Consider the following 24,804-nt stretch of genomic DNA (forward strand, 5'->3'; position numbering starts at 1 on the left):
TTGTCGTCCACAGCCCCGAAAGTCCCGAAAGCTCCCCCACCCCCACCAGCCGGTCACGTCGCGTTCACGGCCCGCTTGGCGCCCATCGTCCTGCGCGACGCGGACCACCACGCCACATCAGCCCCACGAGCACCTCGCTGCAGCGAGCGAGGACACCCCGACGCACGAACGTTCGCCGTGATCATCTTCCGAGGGTGGAACTCTCACATGCGGTCGAGTTCCGCCCCCTGAAGCATGGCGAACCAGTGGGGGGCTGATGCGCCGGGGTGCCATCCCACTCAATCAAGACCACCCCGGCTTCTGGGCGTCACGACACACCTCAGCGCTGGATCGAAACTGTTTTCACAGGTTCACACGCACGGCGCGTGAGCGCCTGCCACCCGTCGACAGCCCGCGCGGTCGACACCCAGCCTGCGCGGCATCCCACGCCGCGCCGCCACGGCAGCGCACGTGAGGCACCCCACCCGGGCAGGCCGGGTGGGGTGTCGCCGTCAGGATCCGTTGCGCGAGACGCCGATCGTGCCCGGGACGTAGGTGGTGCCGAGCTCCTTCGAGTCGGCGATCTTGATGCTCGTGTAGGAGGAGCAGTCAACGATGCCCCAGTGCAGGTGCGGTCCCGTCGAGAAGCCGGTGTTGCCCGACAACGCGATCTTCTGCCCCTGCGAGACTCGCTGCCCCGCAACGACGTTCATCGACGACAGGTGCGCGTACTCCATGCAGAAACCGGAGGCGTCCTTGATGAGAACGGTGTTGCCACCGGTGACGTTGTTCTCGGTCTTGAACACGACGCCCGACGCGGAGGCGACGACCTGCGTCCCCGTCGGAACCCCGAAGTCGACGGCGTGCTTGTCGTAGTACTTGTGATGGCTCGCTGCCCCGTACGGACCCTGCGTGATGGGCGCCGGGTAGCCGTTGAGGAACGGCAGCTCGTACGGCGCGTCCGGGTGGACGAGCGGCGGGACGCCCGCCTGGACGGGGGTACCGGTGTCACCACCGGTCGCCTGGTCCGTGGCGAGAGCGAGGGCATACGTCGTCTTCGCCCCGACGACACCGTCGACGACGAGGCCGTGCGAGCGCTGGAACGTCACGACCGCCGACTCGGTGAGCGACCCGAACACGCCGTCGACGTTCACCCCGAGCTTCGACTGGATGGCGCGCACGAGCGGGCCCGAGTCGCCGCGTCGGACGACGTCGCCGGCGCTCGGCTGTGCGGACGACGCGTCGAGCGCCGCCCACGTACGGGGGCCGACGACGCCGTCGACGTCGAGGCCGTTGGCGCGCTGGAAGTCCTTGACGGCCGCTGTCGTGACGGGGCCGTACCAGCCGTCGACGACGAGAGCGAGGCGAGCCTGCAGGGTCTTGACGGCCTCGCCGCGCGAGTCGAAAGTCAGCACGGGCGAGATGGTGGGAGCGGGCGCCGGCGCCGGCGTCTCCTGCGCCGCGAAAGCCGGGGCAGCCATCACAGCCGCTCCGGCGACGGGCAGCGTCGCGCCCACGCCGAGCGCGAGGGCGGATCGGGAGCCGCGGGCTGCGGCAGCACCGACGCGCGCGGACTCGACGCGGCCGTGGCGCGTGGCAAGGTGCTTGGGCAAGTACTTCGTCATGGCGGTTCGCTCCGTCGTCGAAGAGCGCCAGTCGACTCGCAGTGGGCGCTCGTGCTCACGTGTCGCACGGGGGTGCGACATGTCGAGGATGCACGAGCCGAACGTCGCCGCAAAGCACCCCGAAAATCACATGCATGTCGTTCTGGCACCCCGTGATCTTCCCGTGATCACGCGGCTGACGGGCACTTTCGGCATGGTTCCGGGGAGCACGAAACGAACATCCTTTCGAGCCTCGAAAAAATGTTCGACGAAATATTCATCATTCAGTTTTGTCCACGATGTGGGACGGCGCTCGGTCCGTCGTCCGCGTCAGCTTCCCCACTGTCGGTACGACCGGATCCGAGCGCCATCCCCTGCCATCGCGGCAGTCTCGACGCCGTCTTTCAGCGCAGCACGCGCGCGTAGCTCGACGGCTTGCCGTAGATCGCGCGAACACCCACGGTGGAACCTGGGTGCGGTGCGTCGATCATCATGCCGTCGCCGAGATAGATGGCGACGTGATACGCCGGGTAGCTGTAGAACAGCAGGTCACCCGGCTGCGGGTTCGTCGTGCTCGGGAAGTACGCCTGCTGCTGCGCGGAGACGCGCGGCATCGTGATGCCGTACTGCTTGAACACGTACGAGACGAAGCCGGAGCAGTCGAAGCCCGACGGCGTCGAACCGCCCCACACGTACGGCACACCCTGGAACGTCTTGGCGTACGCGATGATCTGCGCGGCCGTCGCGGACGGAGCAGGCGTCGTCGGCGTCGTCGGCACCGTGGGAGGCGTCGCCGGCGTCGTGGGCACCGTGGGAGGAGTCGGCGTCGTGGGAGTCGTCGTCGAGCAGCCCAGCTTCGCCCACGTCAGCTTGCCGACGATGCCGTCCGCGTACAGACCGTTCTGCGCCTGGAACGAGACGACCCCTGCACGAGTGGCCCGCCCGAAGATGCCGTCGACCTCGACTCCGAGCTTGCTCTGCAGCACCTTGACGAGCGCGTGCGTCGAACCGAAGCGCAGCGTCGTGGTGTTCGCGGAGCACGTCGTCGGCGTGGTCGGAGTGGTCGGCGTTGTCGGAGTGGTCGGCGTTGTCGGAGTCGTCGGCGTCGTCGCCGCAGCGAGCTTCGCCCACGTCAGCTTGCCGACGATGCCGTCGGCGTACAGCCCGTTGCTGCGCTGGAACGACTTGACCGCCGACAGCGTCGCAGGGCCGAAGATGCCGTCCGCGTTGACCTGGAGCTGCGCCTGGATCGCCTTCACCGCTTCCCCACGGGAGCCGAAGAACAGGACGGGCTTGACGGTCGGTGTGGTCGCACTCGGCGTGGTCGTACCCGTGCCGGGTGCGGCCATCGCGGGCGCGGCCGCGACGAGGGCTCCGGTGGCCGGGATGGCGAGCGCCACCCCGGCTCCGAGGCCGGATCGAAGAGCGAGCTGCGGGCGCACGGTGCGCTCGCGTCTCCTCATGTGCAGGGGAGCATGTGTACTCAAGTGAGCAGCCTTTCTACGGTTTTCGCGTTCCAGCGCACCGCGTCTCCAGGGTGGAGACGCACGCCACTGCCACACCCTCGCCAGCCCCCGCTCACAAAGGTGCAGGCTTCACTCTGCCCGAGCGTTTCCTGAGTGTGAAATGAAAGTTGCCGACACGCCCGGTAAATGCTTGACTCGACGCGCGCCGCGCGAGATAAGCGGCCACGACGCCCACCTGGATCTTTTCCCGTCGTTCCGCGTAGTTTCGGGCCAATACCAGGAGCCAGGGGGCTCCGCCGAGCAGGCGCGCCGACGCGGTTGCACGAGAGGACATTTTTTCTCATATGATGAGACGGGCAGCGCGAGAAGTGCAGGAAACCGACTCCCTGGGGCCCCAGATTCGCGCCCTTGCCGTGCCGGCCTTCTTCACGCTCGTGGCCGAGCCTTTGTTCCTCATGACCGATTCGTCGATCGTCGGCCACCTCGGCGTCACGCAGCTCGCGGCGCTCGGAGCCGCGAGCGCCGTCCTGCTCAGCCTCACCGGCATCTTCGTCTTCCTCGCCTACGCGACAACCGCACTCGTCGCACGCCGCATGGGCGCGAACGACGAGGACGGAGCGATCGGGGCGGGCCTCGACGGCGTGTGGCTCGCGTTGGCGCTCAGCATCCCGCTCGCCGCCGCGACGTTCGCCGCAGCGCCACTCGCGGTGCGCGCGATGACCAGCGCGCCTGACGTCGTGGACGCCGGCGTCACATACCTGCGGATCAGCGCCCTCGGCATCCCGGCGATGCTGGTCTGCCTCGCAGCGCAGGGGCTGCTCAGGGGCCTACAGGACACGCGGACGCCGCTGCTCGTCACCGTCACCGGATTCGCCCTCAACGCGGCGCTCAACGCCATCCTCGTCCTCGGTCTGCACACCGGCCTCGCCGGCTCGGCCGCCGGCACCACGGCCGCGCAGTGGCTCATGGCGCTCGCCCTGCTCGCCTCGATCGGCCGACGGGTGCGCCATCTCGACGTCCGCCCCCACCCGGGACGTGTCCTGGGTGCGGCACGCGCCGGGGCGCCGATCCTCGTGCGTACGATCGCGCTGCGCGCCGTCCTGCTCCTCACGACGGCCACCGCCGGGTTGTTCGGCCCCGGTACCCTCGCGGCGCACCAGATCGCATCGACGATCTTCACCTTCCTGACGTTCGCGCTCGACGCCGTCGCCATCGCGGCGCAAGCGCTCGTCGGCGAATCACTGGGCCGCGGTGACGCCTCACGCACCCGCGAACTGACCGCGACGCTCACTCGATGGGGTTGGCGCTGCGGACTCGTCGGCGGTGTGGCGACGCTGGTCACGGCGTGGTGGGTGCCCCTGCTGTTCACCTCCGATGCGACGATCGCGCACACGACGAGCGCCGCCCTCGTCGTCATCGCCCTCGTGAGCGCACCGTCGGGCGTGCTGTTCGTCCACGACGGTGTGCTCATGGGTGCCGGGGACGGCGCGTTCCTCGCCCGTGCGCAACTGGCGCTTCTCGTGGGCTACCTGCCGCTCGTGTGGGTCCTGAGCACCTCGCGGGATGCCGTCACAGGCTGGGGGGACGCGGCGCCGCTCGTCGCGGTCTGGGTGATGTATGCGCTCTACCTGCTCGCGCGCATGGCCGTGCTCGACCACCGGCGTCGAGGCACTGCCTGGATGCACCTCGAGAGCGCCGGCTGACGCCCCGGTCCCGCCGGCCCCGATGCTCGCGGGGCCGCGAATGCCACATGGGCCGCGCTCACCCACTATCTTGAGGTCATACGCAGGCATCTCTCAGGGAGTTCCCATGACGCACGACCTCGATGATCGACTGCTCACGAGTCACGGCGTCAGCCGCCGGACCGCACTCACCGGAGCGCTCGCACTGGGCGCCACCGGCGCCGTCTCGACGCTCGGGGCGACCCAGGCCTCGGCCACCACGGTGGGGCTCTACGACAAGATGCACGCCATCGACGCATCCACGACCGGCGGGTTGTCCGTCGCCGTGCACGATCGGCGCAGCATGCGGGTGTGGCAGTACAACGCGCCGTTCCGCAACGAGTGCGCGAGCATCGTCAAGGTGCTCATCCTCGCGGCCGTCTGCTCGCGCGCCCAGAAGGCGGGGCGCGGCCTCACCGCGTGGGAGAAGAGCCAGGCCTCCCCGATGATCCGCGTCAGCGACAACAACGCGGCGACGAACCTGTGGCGCAGCGTCGGCGGCGCACCCGCGGTGCAGGCCGTCGCGAACAGCCTCGGCATGACGTCGACGCGCGCTGCCGGAGCCTGGGGCCTGACGACGACCTCCGCCTACGACCAGATCGTCCTCATGAACGAGATCAGCTGGCGCGGCAGGCTGCTCAACGCCGCCAACCGTGGCTACATCCTGACGCTCATGGGCCAGGTCGCGGCGGATCAGCGTTGGGGCGTCGGCTCGATCGGCACGAGTCAGGTGAAGAACGGCTGGCTGCCCTACGCCGGTCTGTGGCGCGTCAACAGCATCGGCCACGTCGGCGGCAACCGCAACCACACGCTCGCCATCCTGCAGCGCACCCCGACGATGGCGATCGGCACGTCCGTCGCCAACCGCGTCGCCGCGACCATCCACGCGCACCTCGCGACCGCCCTCTGACGCACGCACGACGAAGCCCCGCCCACGGACGAACCGTGGCGCGGGGCTTCGACGTCGCTCCGCCCCGGACGAGGCCGGGGCGGAGCGGTGAGGATCAGGCGCGGGCGACCTTGACGTCGACCGTGGCCTGCACCTCGGGGTGCAGACGCACGAGCACCGAGTACTCGCCGAGCGAACGCATCGGCGTCGTGATCTCGATCTTGCGCTTGTCGACGGAACCGGCGCCGGCTTCCTTGATCGCGTCGGCGATCTCACCGGTCGTGACGGCGCCGAAGAGGCGGCCGTTCTCGCCGGCGCGAGCCTTCAGCGTCACCTTGGCGTTCTCGAGGTTGCCCTTGACGGACTTCGCCTCTTCGAGCGTCTTGATGGAACGCGTCTCGCGAGCCTTCGTGATCGAGTCGACCTGCTTCTGGCCGCCCTTCGTCCACTCCGTGGCGAGGTTGTTGCGCAGAAGGTAGTTGCGGGCAAAACCGGGCTTGACGTCGACGACGTCGCCGGCCGTGCCGAGCTTGGAAACCTCGTGGGTCAGGATGACCTTCATGTCGGTGTTCCTTTCCTCGATCAGCGAGCGGAGCTCGAGTAGGGAAGCAGAGCCATCTCACGCGCGTTCTTGACGGCGTTGGCGATGAGGCGCTGCTCCTGGACGGAGACACCGGTGACGCGACGGGCGCGGATCTTGCCGCGGTCGGAGATGAACTTGCGCAGCAGCGCAGCGTCCTTGTAGTCGATGTTCTCGACCTTCGCCGCCTTCAGCGGGTTGGCCTTCTTCTTGGGCTTGCGCACAACGGGCTTTGCCATCGTGGTGCTCTCCTTCTATGAGAGCCCGAGTGGTGACTCGGGATAGCGAGTGTGTGAGTGGCCGGCACGTGCGTGCCGGGCCGGTGGGGCGTCATCGTCGTGGTGACGCCCGGTAAGAGGAGGAACGATCAGAACGGGGGCTCGTCGTACGACGGGCCGGTGGACCAGCCACCGTTGCCGCCGCCCTGCGAGCCGTTCGACTGGCCGCCGGCGTTGCCACCCGAGTTGCCGCCGAAGCCGCCACCCGAGTTGCCACCGGTCGCCCACGGGTCGTCGGTCGGGCTGCCACCGAAGTTGCCGCCCTGAGAACCCGAGTTGCCGCCGAAACCGTTGCCACCGCCGGAGTTGCCCCCGAAGTTGCCCTGGCTGACGTTGCCGCCGCCGTTGCCACCTCCGAAGTTGCCACCCTGGCCACCGCCGGAGCGCTGGGTCTTGTTGACCTTCGCCGTGGCGTACCGCAGCGACGGGCCGACCTCGTCGACCTCGAGCTCGGTGACGGTGCGCTTCTCGCCCTCCTTCGTCTCGTACGAACGAGACTTCAGACGGCCGGTGACGATGACGCGCGAGCCGCGCTGGAGCGACTCCGAGACGTTCTCCGCTGCCTCGCGCCAGATGGAGCAGGACATGAAGAGCGCCTCGCCGTCCTTCCACTCGTTCGACTGGCGGTCGAAGACGCGCGGGGTCGAGGCGATGCGGAAGTTCGCCACGGCAGCGCCGTTCGGCGTGTAGCGCAGCTCGGGGTCGGCAACGAGGTTGCCGACCATCGTGATGTTGACGTCACCTTGCGCCATGGGTGGTTCCTCCTACTGAATGTGGGGAGTTCTCAGGCGTCCTTGCGCAGGATCTTGGTGCGCAGGATGGACTCGTTGAGTCCAAGCTGACGGTCAAGCTCTGCAGCGGTGGCCGGGGTCGCGTTGAAGTCGACCACGACGTAGATGCCTTCGGACTTCTTCTTGATGTCGTAAGCCATGCGGCGACGGCCCCAGACGTCGACGTTGTCGACGGTGCCGCCGTCCTTCGTGACGACAGAGAGGAACTTCTCCAGCGAGGGCTGGACCGTGCGCTCGTCGAGCTCACCGTCGAGGATGATCATCATTTCGTAATGACGCATGCGGTAACCCACCTCCTTTGGTCTCAAGCGGTCACGGTCTCTCCGTGACAGGAGGGTTGCAGCGTTGCCGCGCCCTCTCGTCGTCGCACGCACCACGATGGCCCATCGAGCCGTCGGGGAGCACGCGCCGGAGCCACAGGTTGTGGATGAGACGGCACGAACCCCACAAGACTACCCGTAGCCGTCACCGGCGACCAATCTCTGTGGATGAACTCAGGCTGACGCGGCGTTCGCGTGCTGCCGAGCCGTGAGGCCGGCGCGGCGGCCGTCGTCGCCGTCCTCGGATGACGCGACGGTCGACGAACGCGTCGCGCGGATCGCCGCGGTGACCAGGTAGACCAGCCCGACCAGTCGCACCAGGGTGAAGAAGCAATACCAGCCGGAGGGCAGCGCCTTCGCCATGTTCGAGGCGCGCGCGATGAACCCCCACACGGTGATGAAGTAGACGAACTCGGCGCCCGCCCAGACGAGGTGGTCGCGCCACGGCAGCGCGCTGAGCGCGATGAGCGGCAGGACCCACAAGCACGCCTGCACTGGCAGGGCACGCGACGTCAGCATCACCGTGACGAGCATGAGCAGCGCGATGGGCGCGAGCGGCAGCCGCTCACGACCCTGAGCGAGAATCGCCCCCAGCGCGATCGCCGCGATCCACCCGAGCACGGCGAGGCCCGTCAGGACGGCAGGTGACAACGTCACGCCCGCGAAGCTGAGGATGTACCAGAGCGAGCCGTACCCGGCGCCCTGCTGGCGCCAGGCGGTGAACGCGGTGAACGGGTCGCCGCCCCACACGGCGATGACGGCGAACATCGCGACGCACGTCGCGCCCGCCCCGACGAAGAGCGCGAGGGCGCCCTTCGTGTGGCCGCGCACGAGCGCGACGACGAGCGCGGCCGCGAGGACGGCGCCGAGCGTCGGACGCGTCAGGAGGGCGCCCGCTAGCGCCACCCCCGCGAGCGGGAAGCGCGAGCGCTCCCAGGCCAGCAGCCCGGCTGCGACGAGGGCCACACCGAGCGCGTCGAACGAGATGAGCGCACTCGTGATGAGCACCGGCGACAACGCGATGTGGGCAGCCACCCAGGGGCTGTCGGGTCGCGACGCGGCACTCGCGCACACGGCGAGGGCGATGAGCAACGCGACGACGGCGGCCCCCCACGCGAACATCCCCTGCTGCAGCCGCAGCTGCGAACCGCCGGGCACGATCGTGCGCACGAGCCAGGTGATGAGTGCCGTCAGCGGGGGCTGGCCCTGCATCGTCGGGTTCGACCACGGCGACGATCCGGCGGGCGCGGCGACGGCGACGGGCAGGTCGGAGTAGCAGGCGCGCCACAAGGATCCGGGCGTCGCCCACCCCGTCGAGACACAGTGGTTCTTCTGCAGCACCCCGAGCGCGACGAAGACCGCGCTCAGCGCACTGAGGACAGCGGCGGCCGGGCGCCACCCGCGTCGCCCGACGACGGCGTGACGCCCCAGCGGCCCACCGACGACGTGACTGGCCTCCGCGGCCACCGGGTCGGTGCGCGTCGGGGCTCGACCCGAGCTCGGAGCGGTCGTCGGGTGCGCAGGCGTGGCCGTGTGCGTCATGGGGTCAGCCTAAGCGGGGGTGCCCGGTCAGCGACTCGCCGAGGCTCCCGGGGATGACCGGCCGCTCGCGGCGGCCGATGACGCCGCCGTCTGCGGCGGGCTCGTTTCACGTGAAACAGCCGCGCTGGAGGAGGCCGGCAGCGTCGCGTCAGGCGCCGTCGACCCGGACAACGCCGGGCCTGGGGCGTCCGTCGCGTCGGGCTGGGTGGGCTGGACGTTCGACTGCGTCGGCTCCGGGTAGGGCTGCGACGCGGCGCTGGAGGGCGCGGCGTACGTCTTCGTCGGGGTCGGTGACGCAGACGTGGACGCCGACTCGGGCTTGTTCTCGTTGTAGTACGAGCGCTTGGGCAGTTGCGTCTTCTTCTGCCCCTCGAGGGCGGCATCCATGAAGTCGACCCACACCTTGCGCGGCAGACCCGCGCCGTAGACGTCGCTCGCCGTCACACCCGGCAGATTCTGCATCGGCTGCGCCGTCTTGCCGTCGGTGCTGTAGTACATGCCGACACTCGTCGTGATCTGGCCAGGCGTGAAGCCGTTGAACCAGAGGTACTTGTTGCCCGAGGCCGTACCTGTCTTCGACGCCATGGCGCGCCCGAGCTCGTCCTGCGCGCCCGCCGCGGTGCCGTAGACACCCGTCTTGCCGAGCGCCCACGTGAGGTCGTCCGCGATCGCCTTGTCGTACACCCGCTTGCCCTTGGTGTCGACGGTGTAGGAGTACTTGCCGTCGAACGACTTCACCGTCGAGATGAGGTGTCGGTCATGGAACACGCCGCCGGAGTTGAGGGTGTTGTACCCCGTCGCCTGGTCGACGACGCGGCTGTCACCCGTGCCGAGGACGTTGAGGATGTTCGTGTCGTTCATCCCCCCGAGCGTCTTCGGCATGCCCGAGGCCTGCGCCGCCTCGAGCGTATTCGCCGGCCCGATCTCCCGGTTGAGCCGGACGAACGCCGTGTTGATCGAGTACGCGAGCATGTTGCTGATCGGCTGCCAACCCCACGACTCGTTCTGGTTGTTCTGCACGTACTTGCCGGCACCGATCGGCAGATAGTTGTTGCCGTTGTACTGGGTGTCGACCGACTTGCCGTGCTGCAGCGCAGCGATCGCGGTGTACAGCTTCATCGATGACGCGGTCTGCAGCATCGCCTGATCTGCGTCCGAGTAGGGCGACTTCACCGGGTCGTAGTCGGCGCCGCCATACATCGCGACGACGCCGCCGTCGTTCGCACGCTCGGCGACGAGGCCGGTGTGCAGCTTGCCGAGCAACGTGTCAGGCGTGTGCTTCTCCACCGCCGTGACGGCCGCGTCCTGCGCGCGCTTGTCGATCGTCGTCGTGATGCGCAGACCACCGCGGTCGATGTCCTCCTGGCTGAGCTTCAGCTTGCGCGACAGTTCGCCGCGGACGGAGGCGATGACGTAGCCCTGCGGCCCGTCCGCGTACTTGATCGGCTGACGCGGATAGAACTTCGGCATGACGGCCTTGTTGCGTTCCTCGGCCGTCAGCCACCCCATCTTGACCATGCCGTTGAGCGTGTACGCCATGCGCTCGTTGGCACGCTGCTCGGAGTTGGGCCCGACGCTCGGATCCATGTTCTCCGGGTTGTTGACGACGGAGGCGAGGAACGCGCCCTCCACAGTCGTCAGCTGGGAGACGTCCTTGTGGAAGTACGACTGCGACGCAGCCTGGATGCCGTACGTCCCGCGCCCGAAGTAGACGTTGTTGAGGTAGGCCTGCAGGATCTCGTCCTTGCTCATCTCCTGGTCGACCTTGAGGCTGATGACGACCTCCTTCACCTTGCGGGTGACCGTCTTGTCCTGCGTCAGGAAGTAGTTCTTCACCCACTGCTGCGTCAGCGTCGAGCCGCCCTGGCTGCCACCGTCACCGGTGAAGTCGTTGATGAAGGCGCGCGCGATGCCCGTCGGGGAGATGCCGCGGTTCGAGTAGAAGCTGCGGTCCTCGGCGGCGATGAACGCGTGTTGCACGTCGATCGGCACCTTGTTCAGCTCGACGGGGTCACGGTTCGTCGTCGTGAAGCGGCCCATCTCCGTCTTGCCGTCGGCGTAGTAGACGACGGAGACCGCCTGCGTCGCCTGGGCGTTGGCCTTGGGGATGTCGATGAACAGGTAGAGGCCGATGAACGTGAGCACGGCCAGCAGCACGAGGCTCGCGAGGGCGAGCAGGGCGGCGCGCACGATGCGGAACGGTAACGAGTGCGCGCTCTTCTTCTTGCTCCCCCGTCGACGCCGCGCCGCGGGACTCGCGCCCTGGGCGCCCCGCGCACCGGCGCGGGAGGTGGGTGCCTTGGGACTACCGCTGTTCGACGGACGCGACCCGCCCCTCGACGGGGGTCGCTTCGAACCGGAATCGTTGACCACGGACGTGCCTCACTTTCGCGCGACGCACGACGTGCGGCGTCATTCTCATCGATCAGCGTATCGAGTGGGCTCCCGCCGCGTCCTCGTGGTGGCTGTCAATGCCTGTGCGTGAGCCGTGCCCGGAGCGCCAGCGTCGGGGCAACAGGGTGGTGGAAGTGGCGACGTGGGCAGGCCGTCGGGCGCAGTGCGACGTCCTGTCGGCCGCGGGGCGCTGCCGGCAGGTGACGTGCGCGGGCTGCATCTGTTTGGATGCTCTTCATGAGCCGACGGTCTCTGGAACGCGCGATGGCGACGTACACCTCCCGCTATCCCCGCACGCGGCGGCGTACGGACGACATGGTGCGCAAGGTGCGTTCGATCATCGACGACGCCGGCATCAACTATCTGTCGATCACGGGGCGCGCGAAGTCGCCGGCATCGTTCTCGGACAAGGTCGCTCGACGTGCGAGCGAGTTGGGGCACACCGATTTCGATCCGGCGCTCGACATCACCGATCAGGTCGGCGTCCGCATCATCACGTACGTGCACAGCGACATCGAGCCCGTCGCACAGTTGCTCGCGGAGAACTTCACGGTGCTCGAGGATCGCGACATGGGTCGTGAGACGGCGAGCGAGGGACGGTTCGGCTACGCGAGTCGTCACATGCTGATCTCGAACGATCCGTCGGCGACGGCGTACGACGCGGCGCAGTGCATGTCGGTGCAGTTGCGCACAGTGCTGCAGCACGCGTGGGCGGAATTCGAGCACGACGCGCGGTACAAGGGTGACGTGCCGGCGGAGTTCGCGCATGAGCTGGATCGTCGTTTCACGTTGGCGGCGGGGCTCATCGAGCTCGCCGACCGTGAGTTCTCCGTCATTCGCGACACGTTGTCGAGTGGCCTCTCGCAGCAGGGTGAGGGCCGGTTCGAGGACGGGTTGCGCGTCGACGCCCGCGAGCTCGCGTCGTTCCTCGCGGGCCGGTACGAAACATCGGGCTTCGCCCGGCCGGAGGCGTACGTCGAGGCCGCGAACTGGTTGACGGAGCTCGAGGTGACGTCGATCCCGATGCTGGCTGACGAGCTGAAATCCGTCGACTCGGAACGCATCTCACGTTCGATGGGCTACCGTCACCAGCCCGGTGCCGTGCGCCGGCTCGAGGACGACCTCCTCGCGCGTTACCGCGAGCGTTTCGTCGAGCTACCGGCGAACGAAGAACGTCGCGATTCTCTTCGCGGCCGCTTGCAACGGTTGGGCCGTGTCGGAGATTGAGCAGGCGTGTGAGCCGAGTGATGCGCACCGAGGCGCTCACCCAGTGAGGGACAAGGGGTGACGCAGCGCCGACGTCCAACCCCGCCACGCTCCATCTCCAGGCTCAGAGACCCGCAGCCCCGACCGCCCGCGACGCGGACTCGGGATGACGAGAGCCGCCCCGGCCGAACACCGAGCGTGCGAGGTGTGCGGTCGAGGCGGCTCTCGTCGTTCCGCCCGAAGGCCTGTCGCACCGAGGCGGCGCGCCGATCCTGGGCGAGCCTGCGAGCTCAGGATCCGCGCCACCCGGAAGACGGGCCGAGGGATCAGGCGAACGTCTTGGCGTCGATGACGAAGCGGTAGCGGACGTCGGAGTTCACGACGCGGTCGTAGGCTTCGTTGATCTGGTCGGCGTTGATGAGTTCGATCTCGGCAGTGACGCCGTGTTCGGCGCAGAAGTCGAGCATTTCCTGCGTCTCGCGGATGCCGCCGATGTTGGAGCCGGTGAGGGACTTGCGGCCGCCGATGAGGTTGCCGGCGTTGACTTCGAGGGCTTCGGTCGGCAGGCCGAGCAGCACCATCGCGCCGTGGGGGCGCAGTGTCGCCATGTAGGCGCGCACGTCGATGTGGGCGGAGACGGTGTTGATGATGACGTCGAACTGGCCCTTGTGCTCCTTGAGCGCGTCGGGGTTCTCCTTCGTCGCGATCCATTCGGTGGCGCCGTACTTGCGGCCGTCCTCTTCCTTGGAGCGCGTCTGGCTGATGACGGTCACCTCGGCGCCCATTGCCTTGGCCAGCTTGACGGCCACGTGGCCGAGACCGCCCATGCCGACGACGGCGACCTTGGAGCCTTCGGTGACGCCCCAGGTGCGCAGCGGCGAGTAGGTGGTGATGCCGGCGCACAGCAGTGGCGTGACGGCGGCGGCGTCGAGGTTCTCGGGGATGTGGAGGGCGAATGCCTCGGAGACGACGATGGCCTGCGAGTAACCACCGGCGGTCGGGCGCCCGTCGTGACGGTCGATGCCGTTGTAGGTACCGACGGCGTTCGGGCAGTTGTTTTCCTCGCCCTTCTTGCACCATTCGCACTCACGGCACGAGTCGACGAGGCAACCGACACCGGCACGGTCGCCGACCTTGAACTCGGTGACGTCGGAACCGATCTCGGCGACGCGGCCGACGATCTCGTGGCCGGTCACCATGGGGTAATTCACCGGGCCCCACTCGCCGCGGACGGTGTGGATGTCGGAGTGGCAGATTCCGGCGTACTCGATCTCGATGCGGATGTCGTCGGGGCGCAGGTCGCGGCGCTCGACGGTGCCGGGCTCGAGGGGCTTGTCGGCGGCAATGGCCTGGTAGCAGGCAACAGTCGTAGTCATGATGCTGACGCTACGCCGACGCGGAGTGAGAAGCATTGTCACGTCGGCGAGCGCCGTCTCACATGGGTTCCGTGAGGTCACGAAGGCGTTCGGCGATCACGCCGACGTCGTCGAGGCCCCCGGCAGCGACGTCGAGCATGCATTCGCATCGTTCGTCGTCGCTGCCGACGAGATGAGTCCCGTTGAGGGCGAGGAACAGCCAGAGCGCACCGAGCGCGGTCCGCTTGTTGCCGTCGACCAACGCGCGATTCTTGGCCACGGAATGGACGAGTGCGGCTGCCTTCATCAGGATCCCCGGGTAGACATCCTCCCCGAAGACCACCGCTCGCGGCCGAGCCAGGGCCGATTCCAGCAGACCCCAGTCCTGCTGGCGCGCCGCGCCGACCGCCGGTCAGGGCGCCTGAAACCGCTGAGGTCTGAAACTCCACAATGCGGGGTTTCAGACCTCAAGCCGTGAGTTGAGGGCCGAAACTCTGCACTGCAGGGTTTCGGCCCTCAACTCGACGATGGCGACGAGGTGGACGACGGACGCCCTCCGTCCAGTAGGTGCAGTGAAACCTCCCAGCAGTCATGGAATACCCCCTAGGGGTATCGGCGTTGCGGCTGACATGAGCGAACACGAACACCATCACGGCTCAGGTCATGACATGTCGTCGATGGCTGCGTCGGCCACGCTGCACTGCCTCACCGGATGCGCCATCGGCGAGATCGTCGGGCTCATCGCCGCAACGGCCCTGGGATGGGGCAACGGCCTCAGCACGGCCGTCGCGATAGCCCTCGCGTTCGTCTTCGGGTACACGCTGTCAGCGACACCGCTGCTGCGCTCAGGCATCCCCGCCAAGCAGGCGCTCCTGCTCGTCCTCGCAGCGGACACCGTCTCGATCGCCACGATGGAGCTCGTCGACAACCTCGTCATGTGGCTCGTACCGGGTGCGATGGACGCACGGTTGATGGACCTGCTGTTCTGGGTCTCGATGGCGGTGGCTCTCGTCGCGGCCTACGTCGCCGCCTACCCGGTGAACAAGCACTTGCTGCGCCAGGGCAGAGGGCACGCGATCACTCACCACGCCAGCGGTGCAGCGATGGACAACAAACCCCTGGCGTACGCCATCACCGCGTTCCTCCTCGGGGGCGCCGTGGCATCGCTCGGCACACTGCTGTGAACCCACGCCGCTCTGACAGAACTCAGAGGGACGTCCGCTATGTTCGTCGAACACGCCCCCGAAGCGAAAGGCCGCACCTCATGAACCGTCGAAATCTGGCCGCCACTGCGGCCGCCGCCGTGGCATTGGGCGCCGGCACCGCATGTTCCTCCGGCAGCGACCATTCCTCGCACTCAGGCATGCCGACGTCGGCCGCGGCCACGTCGACGTCGGCCTCCTCCGGCCATGGTCACATGCACGAGATGGACGGCGGCCCGGCCCCGGCGGACATGACCCCGGCGAAGAACCCGAGATTCCCGGTGGGCAGCAGGGTCACGCTGACGACCGATCACATGGACGGCATGAAAAATGCCCCCGCGACCGTCGTCGGGGCCTACCGCACCGCCACATATGCGGTGAACTACCAGCCCACCACCGGCGGTGCGATGGTCAAGAACCACAAGTGGGTCGTGCAGCAAGAGCTGAAGAGCGCCGGCACAGAACACCTCGCCGACGGGGAAGCCGTCACCATCACAGCTGACCACATGGACGGCATGCAGGGCGCCAAGGGCACCATCGCGTCGTCCACCACTCAGACGGTGTACATGGTCGACTACACGGCCGACGGAATGACGATGAAGAACCACAAGTGGGTGGTGGAGGACGAGATGAAGTCTCGTTGAGGTCGCACCGATCGTTGCGCCGGCCCGGCTGCGCCCTCGCGTGAACGCACAACTCGTCGCGTGCAGGGTCGCGATGCCCAGCGACGTTCCGACGAGCGTGACGAGCAACGCGCCGGGCCCTTTCGACCGGCCGACGCGGGGTGGCGCGCGGCCGGGTGCGTGCGCAGACTACCCACCCGTGGGGTCTGAAACTCCGCAATGCAGAGTTTTAGACCCCAAGCCATGAGTTGAGGGCCGAAACCCTGCAGTGCAGAGTTTCGGCCCTCAACTCGTCAACCCGTTCAGGTCGCCGGACGGCGCGACATCGATGCCGACTCAGCGCTCTTCCTCTTCTGAGCGCTTCCTCAACGCTCACTTCGGCAGGATCCTCGCTTCGCTGCGGTCCTACCTCCGCTCGCTTGATCGTCAGCGCTCTTCCTTTTCTTGAGCGCTTCCTCAACGCTGAGCAGAGCTAAGGTCCTCGCTTCGCTGCGGCCTTGCCCTGCTCAGCTTGATCGTCAGCGCTCTTCATCACCGCGGATGAAGGCCTCCAACATCTCGCGGCCGACGGTGTCCTCGCGCTGCTCGGGCGGGCTCTTCATGAGGTAGCTCGACGCCGACAGCAGCGGGCCGCCGACGCCACGGTCCTTGGCGATCTTCGCGGCGCGGATGGCGTCGATGATGATGCCGGCCGAGTTCGGCGAGTCCCACACCTCGAGCTTGTACTCCAGGTTGAGCGGCACGTCACCGAACGCGCGGCCCTCGAGGCGCACGTACGCCCACTTGCGGTCGTCGAGCCACGCGACATAGTCGGACGGGCCGATGTGCACGTTCTTGTCGTCGATCTTGCCGGCGAGCGAACCGGAGAGGTTCGACGTCACGGCCTGCGTCTTCGATACCTTCTTCGACTCGAGGCGCTCACGCTCGAGCATGTTCTTGAAGTCCATGTTGCCGCCGACGTTGAGCTGGTACGTGCGATCCAGCGCGACACCGCGGTCCTCGAACAGCTTCGCCATGACGCGGTGCGTGATCGTCGCGCCGACCTGGCTCTTGATGTCGTCACCGATGATCGGCACGCCCGCGTCCTCGAACTTCTTCGCCCACTCCGGGTCGGACGCGATGAAGACGGGCAGCGCGTTGACGAACGCGACACCCGCGTCGATCGCGCACTGAGCGTAGAACTTGTCGGCGCTCTCCGAACCGACGGGCAGGTAGCTGACGAGGACGTCGACCTGCGCGTCCTTGAGCGCCTGCACGACGTCGACGGGCTCCGCGTCCGACTCGTCGATCGTCATGGCGTAGTACTTGCCGACACCATCGAGGGTGTGCCCGCGCTGCACGATGACGCCCGTCGGCGGCACGTCCGCGATCTTGATCGTGTTGTTCTCGGAGTTGTTGATCGCCTCCGACAGGTCGAACCCGACCTTCTTCGCGTCGACGTCGAACGCCGCGACGAACTCGACGTCACCGACGTGGTAGTCGCCGAACGTGACGTGCATGAGACCCGGCACGTGTGCGTCAGCGGACGCGTTCTTGTAGTACTCGACACCCTGCACGAGCGAACTCGCGCAGTTGCCGACGCCGACGATGGCGACGCGAATATTTCCCATGGAACTCACTCCGTTGTGGACGAGCCTTCGATCCTGACGGACGACGCGAGCGCCGCCCGAATCGTCAGGTCTCGGAGGCGAGGGGGCGCGGATCGGCAACAGCCTTCCGCTCGATCTCGATGAGTTCGTTCACCCAACGCACCTCACGCTCCGTCGACTCGATGTCATGACGGAACAGCTCCGCAATGTACGAATCGCGTGTGCTGCGGCTGTCCATCGCCTGCTCGCGGGAGCGCTCGAGACGCTCCTGCAACCGCAGACGTCGCCCCTCGAGGATGCGCAGGCGCACCTCTGCGCTCGCGCGCGAGAAGAAGGCGAAGTGCACGTCGAAGTTCTCGTCGTCCCACGATGCCGGGCCGGAGCGCGACAACTGATCCGCGAAATGATCCCGACCCTCGTCGGTGATCTCGTACGTGATGCGAGGGCGCCGACCGCCGGGAGCGAACGACGCGCTCTCGGAGATGAGGCCCTTGCGGGACAGCTTCGCGAGACACGGATACAGCGACCCGTAGCTCACGACACGAAACGCACCGAGCACACCGGTGAGCCGCTTGCGCAACTCGTACCCGTGCAAGGGCGCCTCATGCAGCAGACCGAGGACGGCGAACTCGAGCACCGTGCCACGACGTGACATGCCACTCTCCTTCGCCTCGAAACAGTCTGCGCCGCACCGCGCGACACGAATGCCCAGTTTTTCAAACGGACGCGCCACACGGAAATGACGAGCGGGTGAACGCTCAGAGACATTCCTAACAGATGTATCGAGTCGAGATATCGAAACGCGGCAAACTTCTTCGGAACGGGTGGGGACGACGAGAGGCCAGCGCCACCCGTCGGCACAGCGCCACGCCGGAGGATCTGCGCGCCACGCCGACTGACCGGAGTAGGTCCCCGGGCCGCGAGGACGCCCTGGCGTGAGCCTTCCGCGCGACCCTTTGCCGTCCGTGAGGGCGCGCGTCAGGCCAGCGCGAGGGCGACGAGGGCGCCGGCGATCATGAACGGGCCGAACGGCATGCGCGCCTGACGACCCCTGCCGCGCGCGAGCAGGACGACGCCCCATGCGCCGCCGAGCAGGAACGCGGCGAACGCGCCGGTGAGCCACACGTCCCAGCCCACCCACGCGAGCAGCGCGCCGAGCGTCGGGGCGAGCTTCACGTCCCCGAGGCCCATGCCGGACCCACCGCCGAGCAGCGCGAGGACGAGGTAGCACGCGCAGAGCGCGACGGCACCGACGACGGCGCGGCGGGCGGCGTCAGCGTCGAAAACGGTTGTGCCGGAACGATGGACGTCGACGAAGCCCGCCAAGGCGAGCCCGGCGCCGACGAGGGCTGCGGCGCGCAGCGTCAGCGCGTTGGGCAGGCGATGGACGTCGAGATCGATGACGGCGAGGCGCACGAGCGTCGGCATGACGATGACGGTCGCGACCACGAGACCCGGCCGGGTGGCCCACCACGCCGTCACAACACCGACGAGCAGCAGGGCCGCGAGCGCCGACGCGGCGAGCCATGCCCCGTCCAGGCGACTCAGTGCGGGCTCGCGATAGGTGACGCCGTCACGATGGCCGGCGGCCACGACATCGCGCGCCGCGAGCGGCAACGCCCCGGCGAGAAACAGTGTGACGCCAGCGGCGGCCCAGATCATGCCTCGATCATGTCAGCGCGCGCCCTGCCGGCGGTGGTTCGCGAGTGGTCGATCACGGCGCCGAGAACGCGGGCATCGGACGATCCTGCGAGCGCCGGGCACGGGCTCTCGCCGGTCGACAGACCCGAAGCTCCGCGTCACGACGAGCCCCAGCTTGCTCGCCGCGTTCGTCGCGGTGGTCTGTGCGCCCAGCGCTCCACATCACGAGCCTCAGCACCATGGAGGTGACCGCCGAAGCGCTCGGACCTCCAACTGGTCAGTCCGCCAACGGCTCAGACCTCGAACCCGTCCGACTGGAAGTCGTCGAAACCCTGCCCGGCGAACACGGCGTCGTCCGCCTCGTCCGCCTCGTCAGGAGCATCGGAACCGCCCGAACCGAGCAGCGCTCGCGTCACGTGCTGCGCGTCGTCGAGCATGTCGTCGAGGGCGTGCGTGACGTCGTCGGCCGTGATCGTGGTGCTCTCCGGGCCCGGCTGCAACGCCGTGAGCACGCACCGTCGCACGAGTTCCTTGAGGAACGAGGCCGTGACGCCCTCGGTGCGGCGGCTCACCTCGTCGAGCAGGGCCGGCGTCATCTCGAGGTCGGTGCGCGCCGCGTACAGCTCGAACAGTTTGCGTCGCGCCTGGGCGTCGGGCCGTTCGATCTCGACGGCGACGTCGACGCGCCCGGGCCGTGCGGCGAGCGCGCGTTCGAGCACCTCGGCGCGGTTGGTCGTGAGGATGAACAGCAGGTCGCTGTCGGCGGCGGCGCCGTCCATCGCGTCGAGCAGTTCGAACAGGATCGGATTGTCGCCCTGGTCGAACGAGCGATCCTGGGCGACGAGGTCGACGTCCTCCAGCACGACGACGGCCGGCGCCAACCGGCGGGCGAGATCGGCGGCTGAGGCGATGGCGTGCAGCGCCGCGCCCTGCATGATGAGGCGCGTGTAGCCCTCCATCTGCCCGAGCACGTAGCGAATCGTGTGCGTCTTGCCCGTTCCCGGAGGGCCGTACAGCAGTACACCGCGCTTGAGATGCTGCCCCGCAGCGAGCAACTGCTCACGGTGCTGGGCGACTCCGACGGTGTGCTGCTCGACGCGCTTCAACGTGACCTCGGGCAGGATGAGACGCTCCCGCGGCATCGGCGTGGGGTCGAGGAACTCGAGCGTGATGCCACCCGTCATCGACGTGCGCACCTGCAGCAGACCCCCGCGGTGCACGTCGAGAGCATCACGAAGACTGTCGAGTTCGTCGAGGACGGCCTGCGCCTGCGCGACGGGCAGGCCCGCGATCTCGACGCGCAGTTCGCCGCTCATGTCATCGCTGCGGCCCAGATACACGGCGTAGGAGCCGCGCGCATCGCGCACGAGGAGGAAGACACGCTCGTAGCACGCCAGCGTGCTGCCGTAACCGTCGGGCAGATCCGTCATCGCCGGAGCGACGAGACGGGCCGGTGCGCCGTGGCCGGACATGAGGCTCATGAGATCGGCGCCGCCGTAGTTGCGCGGCACGTACACGCCGCGCACGTCGACGGTGCGCCCCGGGCTCACCGACCAGGTGTTGATCGCGACCTGTAGGTTGACGAGTTCCATCCCCGGCAGGTCACGCCCGATGACGGACTCGGCCGCGCCCTCACCCAGCCAGTCCTCCAGCAGGCGACGAACCTTGTCGCGTTCGTCGTCAGCGTGCTCCCGGACGTTCGCCCATTCCACGAGCGCGCTGATGTCGCTCGCCAACTGCTGCATCCGTGCGTCGTGCTGCGATTCGCTCGTCATGACCGAAGGCTAGTCGGCAGGAGCAGGGTCGGTGGGGGTTGGCGTGGGCTGTGCTTGATGGCTGATGGGCAGGGTGATCTCAGGGGCTGACGAGCGACGGCGCTCTCACGGGCTGACGGCCGCGAGCAACCGCGCACAGACCTCGCGGCCACCGAGGACGCCGGAGGCCGTCGTCACCTGCAGGCCCGGGCACGTCCAGCCCAGGTCGTCGAGTTCGCCGTGACGCGGGCGGATCGGGGCATCGACGGCGAGCAGCAGGTCGGCGTCGAGCAGCGAGTCGCCGGCGGCCGTCGAGAACGTGGCACCCGTGCGGCGCATGACCTCCGCGAGTCCGCGCGACTTGCGCAGCGGCTTCGGCACGACGTAAAGCTTGCGACCCTGCAACGACACGTCCCAGCCGCGCTCGTCGGCCCAGGCCGACAGGTCGCGCACGACCGACGCCGGCAACTCGGCGCGTTCGACGACGAGATAGGCGAACATGCCCTCGGCGTCGCGCAGCTTGCGCAGCCACCCCGGGTCCGCGATGGCGTCGAGATGCTCTCGAATCTCGGCCAGGGGGGCGCACGAGCCGTCGAGTTCGGCGACGACGTCGCAGTGGTAGTCCTCGTCGCTCACACCGTCGACGAGCAGGTGCGCGCCGTTGGTCGTGATCGCGAAGTGCGGGTCGATGGGCAACCGGATGCGTCCGTACTGCGCGCGGGTGCGTGTGGTGGCCGGCACGACGTGCGCGACGTGATGCATCTCCTGCACGAGCGCCACGGCGTCGACCGTCAGATACGACAGCGGCAGCTTGTCGTACACCTCCGCGACGAGCAGGACGGGCGCATCCGCGTCGTCGCCGGCGAGCGCCAGGGCCTTCGCCGAGTAGATGAGCGTGCGGTCGAGATCGCAGGCGATGACGCTGCGCTCGCCGGGGTTGGCGCGCCTGCGTCCCGGGGCCGCGTCGGCGTCGCGGGTGGCGTCGACCGTCTTTGTGACACGGGGGCCAGCGTCGCGGGGGCTGGTGCCGTCGGAGGTGACGCCGGTGCGCCCGCCCGCGGCAACCTCGACGTTCGCGAATCCCCTGACGTACGAGGCGAGTTCGTCCGTCATCGGCACGCTCACCGGATGCGTCGTCATGCGCGCTCCCCCGCCCCGGTGAGGTCCGTTGCGGCCCGGGCGGCCGTGCCGTCGTCGCCCGTCGCGCCGCGCGTGAAGCGCGGGTGGATGAGGCCGACGCAGCTGTAGTCGAGGCCGGGATACTCCTCGACCGGCACGCCACGCGCCGCGGCGAGCGCCTCGATGTGGCGCAGATCCTCGCCGAAGCCGGGCGCGACGAGGATCTTCCAGGGCACCCGGCGCAGCAACACGCGGGTCGTTTCGCCGACGCCCGGTTTGACGAGGTTGACGCTGCCGATGCCGAACTCCTCGGCGAGCTTCTCGACGGTGGCCCACCCCGTCCACCGGGGTGGCTCCGCCGCGCATCGCGCCTGCGCCTCGGCGCGGATGTCGTCGGCGTCCGCGGCCGGCGGGAATGCTCCCGTGACGGCGTCGACGAAGAGTCCCGACACGTCGTGCGGCGCGAGTTCGGCGTAGAACTTGGCCCCATGGAACTGGCCGGGCCCGATCAGAGCGTCGTTGAGCACGGTGCGTGACACGAGACCGGAGACGGTCGAGTTGAGGCAGGCGGAGGGGATGAGGAAGTCATCACGCGTGCCCCACATCGTCGTGCACGACCCGGTGTCGGCGAGCACGGCGAGCGTCGGATCCAACTGCACCCCCGTGGCTTGCTCGTACTCGGCGAGCGCCGCGACGAGTTCGCGGCTGATCGCGCCCTTGCCCGTCCAGCCGTCGACGAACAGCACCGAAGACGCATCGTGCCGCGCCACGATGTGATCGAGCGCCACCGTGTCGATGCCGCGCCCGCGCACGATCGAGACGGCATAGTGCGACACGTCGAGCCCGCGCGCCTGACGGGCCCAACGCTTCATGAGCACCCCCACGGGAGTGCCGGCCCGGGCGAGGGAGACGAGGACGAGGTCATCGCCGCGCTCTGCGAGCGCGAGCTCGGTGACGGCGGCGACCGCAGCAGCCACCCGGGCCTTCGACATCTCCAGCGCATCACGGAACAGCTGTCCGTAGGCCGCGTCCGGTTGGTACTCGACGGGCAGGCTCTCGGCATAGTGCGCGCCGCCGGACTGGATGGCTTCCTCGCGTTCCTCGGTCGGCGCCTCGAGCGTGACGCCGGACAGATCTTCGAGCAGCCACGTCACCTCCTCGGGCGCGTACGAACCAAACGTCGGGCCGACGAGTTCGCGCGCCGGGGCCGTCGCCGGTTCGGGCAGCCGCGCGACGACGACGCAGTCCGTACTGGCCGCGAGCGCCTCGATGACGCCATCCGGGGCGTGCAGCTGCGGCATCAGGCTCGGCGGGTCGACGCACAGGACGATCGCCCGCCACGGTGTTTCACGTGAAACGTTGTACGTGAAACGCGGGCCGTCACCGTCGGCCGGGTCATCGAAGGCCGGGAACGTCAGCGCGTTGCGGATGGCATAACCGGGGTCGTCCACGGCGAGTACGGGCGAGCGGGTGGTCGTCGAGAACCGCGTGGCGACACCGCGTTCGCGCAGCGCGCATGCCAGACGCAGCGGCGCGTCCATCAGCTCTTCGGTGCCGAGGACGAGCACCTCACCATCGCCGTAGGGCAGAGCCTGTGCGACGACGGTCGCCGCCTCCGGAAGCGTCGCGGTCAGGGGGGCGAGCTGCGCAGGCGTCACCCCGTGACGCCCCGTCAACGGGGTGCGGGGCGGCCACGGCACGTCGACCTCGGTGATGGTTCCCCGGGCAGCATTCGGTGCGGCCGTCGAGACATGGGCGCGCCCCGATGCCCACGCAGCCTTCGACTCGGGCCCCTGCTCCGGGCCGGCATCTCTCAGGACGCTCGCGCGCGACTCCACCTGCTCGACGAGCCGCTGCCCGCGCTCGAGCACGTCGCTCGGCAGGTCGAGGTGACCGGCCGCGAGCGAGACGACGTCGATCTGCACGCCGAGCTCAGCGGCGCGGGTGGCCATCGCCGCGCGATCCTTCGCGTTGCGCATGTCGACGAGCGTCGCGATGACGTAGCGCACGCGCGGCAGGCTCTCGTGCAGCGCGGCGATGGTGTTGAGCACCGTGCGGCCCGTCGACAGTTCGTCGTCGACGAGGACGAGCGGCACGACGCGCCCAGCAGAACGCCGCGCGAAGAAGCCGTCGTCCGAAGGCAGGACGAGGTGGCTGGTGGCGTGCGAGTGCTCCTCCTCGAAGGCGCCGACGGGCGTGAACCCGGCGACGGGGCGTCGCGTCGAATGGATCGCCGGCGCCCGCAGCGCATCCGCGACGCACTGGCCGAGCGCCGTCGCCGTCTCGGCGAACCCCATGACGACGCATGCAGGTGAGTGCTGCAGATCGACGAACGAGTCGACGGCGCAAGTGAATTCATCGACCACCCGCGCGTCGTCAGGAGCCCGGTGAGCCTCGTGCAGCGCCTGTCCTACGCGTGCGAGAGCACCATCGACGACGTCAAGGCCCTGCGCACCCGAGTCGTCGCTTCCCGCGTCACTGCTACCAACCGCCGCTCCTGCGTCGAGAACCCGACGCACCAGCTCGCCGAGCGCCCGGCCACTGCCGCGCACGATCTGCGGGTCGACGGGCACGTGCTTGCCGAGGACGTTCGAGACGAGCAAGTGTGCGCGACGAGGGTTGCGTCGCACCGCGAGCCCGACGAGGTCGTGCAGATCGAGCCCCGGCAGCGCCTGCGTCGTGCGCAGGTCGGCACCGAGGCGTTCGGCGACCCACTCGCCCGGCCACGTCGTCGTCATGGGGTGCTCCTTC

Annotated in this window: 20 protein-coding genes and 1 pseudogene; 5 read left to right on the forward strand and 16 right to left on the reverse strand. The window is 68.5% G+C overall.

What is annotated here, in order from left to right; genetic code table 11:
- Positions 1-491: 491 nt before the first annotated feature.
- The gene (locus EDC82_RS00135; protein ID WP_160126157.1) at positions 492-1,604 is read right to left on the reverse strand and encodes a peptidoglycan-binding protein; all 1,113 of its coding nucleotides are present in this window, start codon (positions 1,602-1,604) and stop codon (positions 492-494) included.
- A 383-nt stretch (positions 1,605-1,987) separates the two neighbouring features.
- Positions 1,988-3,070, reverse strand: coding sequence for an NlpC/P60 family protein (locus tag EDC82_RS00140; protein ID WP_131940171.1), 1,083 nt, complete (start codon positions 3,068-3,070; stop codon positions 1,988-1,990).
- Positions 3,071-3,396: 326 nt separating this feature from the next.
- Between EDC82_RS00140 and EDC82_RS00145 the strand changes: the two genes are divergently transcribed.
- Positions 3,397-4,752 carry an MATE family efflux transporter gene (locus tag EDC82_RS00145; protein WP_074045858.1) on the forward strand — a complete coding sequence of 452 codons (1,356 nt, stop codon included), beginning with the start codon at positions 3,397-3,399 and terminating at the stop codon, positions 4,750-4,752.
- Between the two features lie 106 nt (positions 4,753-4,858).
- Positions 4,859-5,680, forward strand: a complete 822-nt coding sequence (locus tag EDC82_RS00150) for a serine hydrolase (RefSeq protein ID WP_160126158.1) — start codon at positions 4,859-4,861, stop codon at positions 5,678-5,680.
- Between the two features lie 94 nt (positions 5,681-5,774).
- On the opposite strand, the gene rplI is transcribed toward EDC82_RS00150, so the two are convergent.
- The 6 genes from rplI to EDC82_RS00180 form a co-directional block, all read right to left on the reverse strand.
- On the reverse strand, positions 5,775-6,221 hold the full coding sequence (gene rplI / locus EDC82_RS00155; protein WP_006944736.1) for a 50S ribosomal protein L9: 447 nt from the start codon (positions 6,219-6,221) through the stop codon (positions 5,775-5,777).
- 20 nt (positions 6,222-6,241) lie between these two features.
- Positions 6,242-6,478 carry a 30S ribosomal protein S18 gene (rpsR, locus tag EDC82_RS00160; protein ID WP_006944621.1) on the reverse strand — a complete coding sequence of 79 codons (237 nt, stop codon included), beginning with the start codon at positions 6,476-6,478 and terminating at the stop codon, positions 6,242-6,244.
- Positions 6,479-6,606: 128 nt separating this feature from the next.
- Positions 6,607-7,269: a single-stranded DNA-binding protein gene (locus EDC82_RS00165; protein ID WP_062256943.1), complete on the reverse strand. Its 663-nt coding sequence runs from the start codon at positions 7,267-7,269 to the stop codon at positions 6,607-6,609.
- A gap of 32 nt (positions 7,270-7,301) precedes the next feature.
- On the reverse strand, positions 7,302-7,589 hold the full coding sequence (gene rpsF, locus EDC82_RS00170; protein ID WP_038569923.1) for a 30S ribosomal protein S6: 288 nt from the start codon (positions 7,587-7,589) through the stop codon (positions 7,302-7,304).
- Positions 7,590-7,802: 213 nt separating this feature from the next.
- On the reverse strand, positions 7,803-9,170 hold the full coding sequence (locus EDC82_RS00175; protein WP_006944687.1) for a hypothetical protein: 1,368 nt from the start codon (positions 9,168-9,170) through the stop codon (positions 7,803-7,805).
- Positions 9,171-9,197: 27 nt separating this feature from the next.
- Positions 9,198-11,360, reverse strand: coding sequence for a transglycosylase domain-containing protein (locus EDC82_RS00180; RefSeq protein WP_006944793.1), 2,163 nt, complete (start codon positions 11,358-11,360; stop codon positions 9,198-9,200).
- Positions 11,361-11,801: 441 nt separating this feature from the next.
- Here EDC82_RS00180 and EDC82_RS00185 point away from each other — a divergent pair, with 441 nt between their 5' ends.
- Positions 11,802-12,791: a GTP pyrophosphokinase family protein gene (locus EDC82_RS00185; protein WP_040014517.1), complete on the forward strand. Its 990-nt coding sequence runs from the start codon at positions 11,802-11,804 to the stop codon at positions 12,789-12,791.
- A gap of 305 nt (positions 12,792-13,096) precedes the next feature.
- Here EDC82_RS00185 and EDC82_RS00190 read toward each other — a convergent pair whose 3' ends face one another.
- Complete coding sequence (locus tag EDC82_RS00190; protein WP_038569929.1) at positions 13,097-14,146, reverse strand: NAD(P)-dependent alcohol dehydrogenase; 1,050 nt, start codon at positions 14,144-14,146, stop codon at positions 13,097-13,099.
- 58 nt (positions 14,147-14,204) lie between these two features.
- Positions 14,205-14,516 (reverse strand): annotated as a pseudogene (locus EDC82_RS00195) (type II toxin-antitoxin system death-on-curing family toxin); the annotation flags it as partial.
- A gap of 277 nt (positions 14,517-14,793) precedes the next feature.
- Here EDC82_RS00195 and EDC82_RS00200 point away from each other — a divergent pair.
- Entirely contained in the window at positions 14,794-15,309 is a 516-nt protein-coding gene (locus EDC82_RS00200) for a DUF4396 domain-containing protein (protein ID WP_235006029.1), read from the forward strand.
- Between the two features lie 80 nt (positions 15,310-15,389).
- Positions 15,390-15,971, forward strand: coding sequence for a YdhK family protein (locus tag EDC82_RS00205; protein WP_074045826.1), 582 nt, complete (start codon positions 15,390-15,392; stop codon positions 15,969-15,971).
- Positions 15,972-16,468: 497 nt separating this feature from the next.
- Here EDC82_RS00205 and EDC82_RS00210 read toward each other — a convergent pair whose 3' ends face one another.
- From EDC82_RS00210 to EDC82_RS00235, 6 genes are all read right to left on the reverse strand, one after another.
- The gene (locus EDC82_RS00210; RefSeq protein ID WP_006944606.1) at positions 16,469-17,560 is read right to left on the reverse strand and encodes an inositol-3-phosphate synthase; all 1,092 of its coding nucleotides are present in this window, start codon (positions 17,558-17,560) and stop codon (positions 16,469-16,471) included.
- A gap of 64 nt (positions 17,561-17,624) precedes the next feature.
- Positions 17,625-18,194, reverse strand: a complete 570-nt coding sequence (locus EDC82_RS00215) for a PadR family transcriptional regulator (protein WP_038566193.1) — start codon at positions 18,192-18,194, stop codon at positions 17,625-17,627.
- Positions 18,195-18,517: 323 nt separating this feature from the next.
- Positions 18,518-19,201 (reverse strand): prepilin peptidase, encoded by a 684-nt coding sequence (locus EDC82_RS00220; protein WP_131940175.1) that lies wholly within the window; start codon positions 19,199-19,201, stop codon positions 18,518-18,520.
- A 272-nt stretch (positions 19,202-19,473) separates the two neighbouring features.
- Positions 19,474-20,955, reverse strand: coding sequence for an ATP-binding protein (locus EDC82_RS00225; protein ID WP_131940177.1), 1,482 nt, complete (start codon positions 20,953-20,955; stop codon positions 19,474-19,476).
- 105 nt (positions 20,956-21,060) lie between these two features.
- The gene (locus EDC82_RS00230) at positions 21,061-22,074 is read right to left on the reverse strand and encodes an HAD family hydrolase (RefSeq protein WP_235006031.1); all 1,014 of its coding nucleotides are present in this window, start codon (positions 22,072-22,074) and stop codon (positions 21,061-21,063) included.
- A complete protein-coding gene (locus tag EDC82_RS00235; RefSeq protein WP_131940179.1) occupies positions 22,071-24,791 on the reverse strand; it encodes a phosphoribosyltransferase in 2,721 nt (906 codons plus the stop codon). Before EDC82_RS00235 ends, EDC82_RS00230 begins: the two co-directional genes overlap by 4 nt.
- Positions 24,792-24,804: the final 13 nt, after the last annotated feature.

This window comes from Dermacoccus sp. SAI-028 (genome assembly GCF_004346775.1).
Classification (GTDB): domain Bacteria; phylum Actinomycetota; class Actinomycetes; order Actinomycetales; family Dermatophilaceae; genus Dermacoccus; species Dermacoccus nishinomiyaensis.

Coding starts and splice junctions, on each gene's coding strand:
- EDC82_RS00165 (WP_062256943.1), bottom strand. CDS start 7,269: ATGGCGCAAGGTGACGTCAACATCACGATGGTCGGCAACCTCGTTGCC.
- EDC82_RS00225 (WP_131940177.1), bottom strand. CDS start 20,955: ATGACGAGCGAATCGCAGCACGACGCACGGATGCAGCAGTTGGCGAGC.
- EDC82_RS00145 (WP_074045858.1), top strand. CDS start 3,397: ATGAGACGGGCAGCGCGAGAAGTGCAGGAAACCGACTCCCTGGGGCCC.
- EDC82_RS00185 (WP_040014517.1), top strand. CDS start 11,802: ATGAGCCGACGGTCTCTGGAACGCGCGATGGCGACGTACACCTCCCGC.
- EDC82_RS00175 (WP_006944687.1), bottom strand. CDS start 9,170: ATGACGCACACGGCCACGCCTGCGCACCCGACGACCGCTCCGAGCTCG.
- EDC82_RS00205 (WP_074045826.1), top strand. CDS start 15,390: ATGAACCGTCGAAATCTGGCCGCCACTGCGGCCGCCGCCGTGGCATTG.
- EDC82_RS00215 (WP_038566193.1), bottom strand. CDS start 18,194: ATGTCACGTCGTGGCACGGTGCTCGAGTTCGCCGTCCTCGGTCTGCTG.
- rplI (WP_006944736.1), bottom strand. CDS start 6,221: ATGAAGGTCATCCTGACCCACGAGGTTTCCAAGCTCGGCACGGCCGGC.
- EDC82_RS00210 (WP_006944606.1), bottom strand. CDS start 17,560: ATGGGAAATATTCGCGTCGCCATCGTCGGCGTCGGCAACTGCGCGAGT.
- EDC82_RS00200 (WP_235006029.1), top strand. CDS start 14,794: ATGTCGTCGATGGCTGCGTCGGCCACGCTGCACTGCCTCACCGGATGC.
- rpsF (WP_038569923.1), bottom strand. CDS start 7,589: ATGCGTCATTACGAAATGATGATCATCCTCGACGGTGAGCTCGACGAG.
- EDC82_RS00235 (WP_131940179.1), bottom strand. CDS start 24,791: ATGACGACGACGTGGCCGGGCGAGTGGGTCGCCGAACGCCTCGGTGCC.
- EDC82_RS00150 (WP_160126158.1), top strand. CDS start 4,859: ATGACGCACGACCTCGATGATCGACTGCTCACGAGTCACGGCGTCAGC.
- EDC82_RS00135 (WP_160126157.1), bottom strand. CDS start 1,604: ATGACGAAGTACTTGCCCAAGCACCTTGCCACGCGCCACGGCCGCGTC.
- EDC82_RS00230 (WP_235006031.1), bottom strand. CDS start 22,074: ATGACGACGCATCCGGTGAGCGTGCCGATGACGGACGAACTCGCCTCG.
- EDC82_RS00190 (WP_038569929.1), bottom strand. CDS start 14,146: ATGACTACGACTGTTGCCTGCTACCAGGCCATTGCCGCCGACAAGCCC.
- EDC82_RS00220 (WP_131940175.1), bottom strand. CDS start 19,201: ATGATCTGGGCCGCCGCTGGCGTCACACTGTTTCTCGCCGGGGCGTTG.
- rpsR (WP_006944621.1), bottom strand. CDS start 6,478: ATGGCAAAGCCCGTTGTGCGCAAGCCCAAGAAGAAGGCCAACCCGCTG.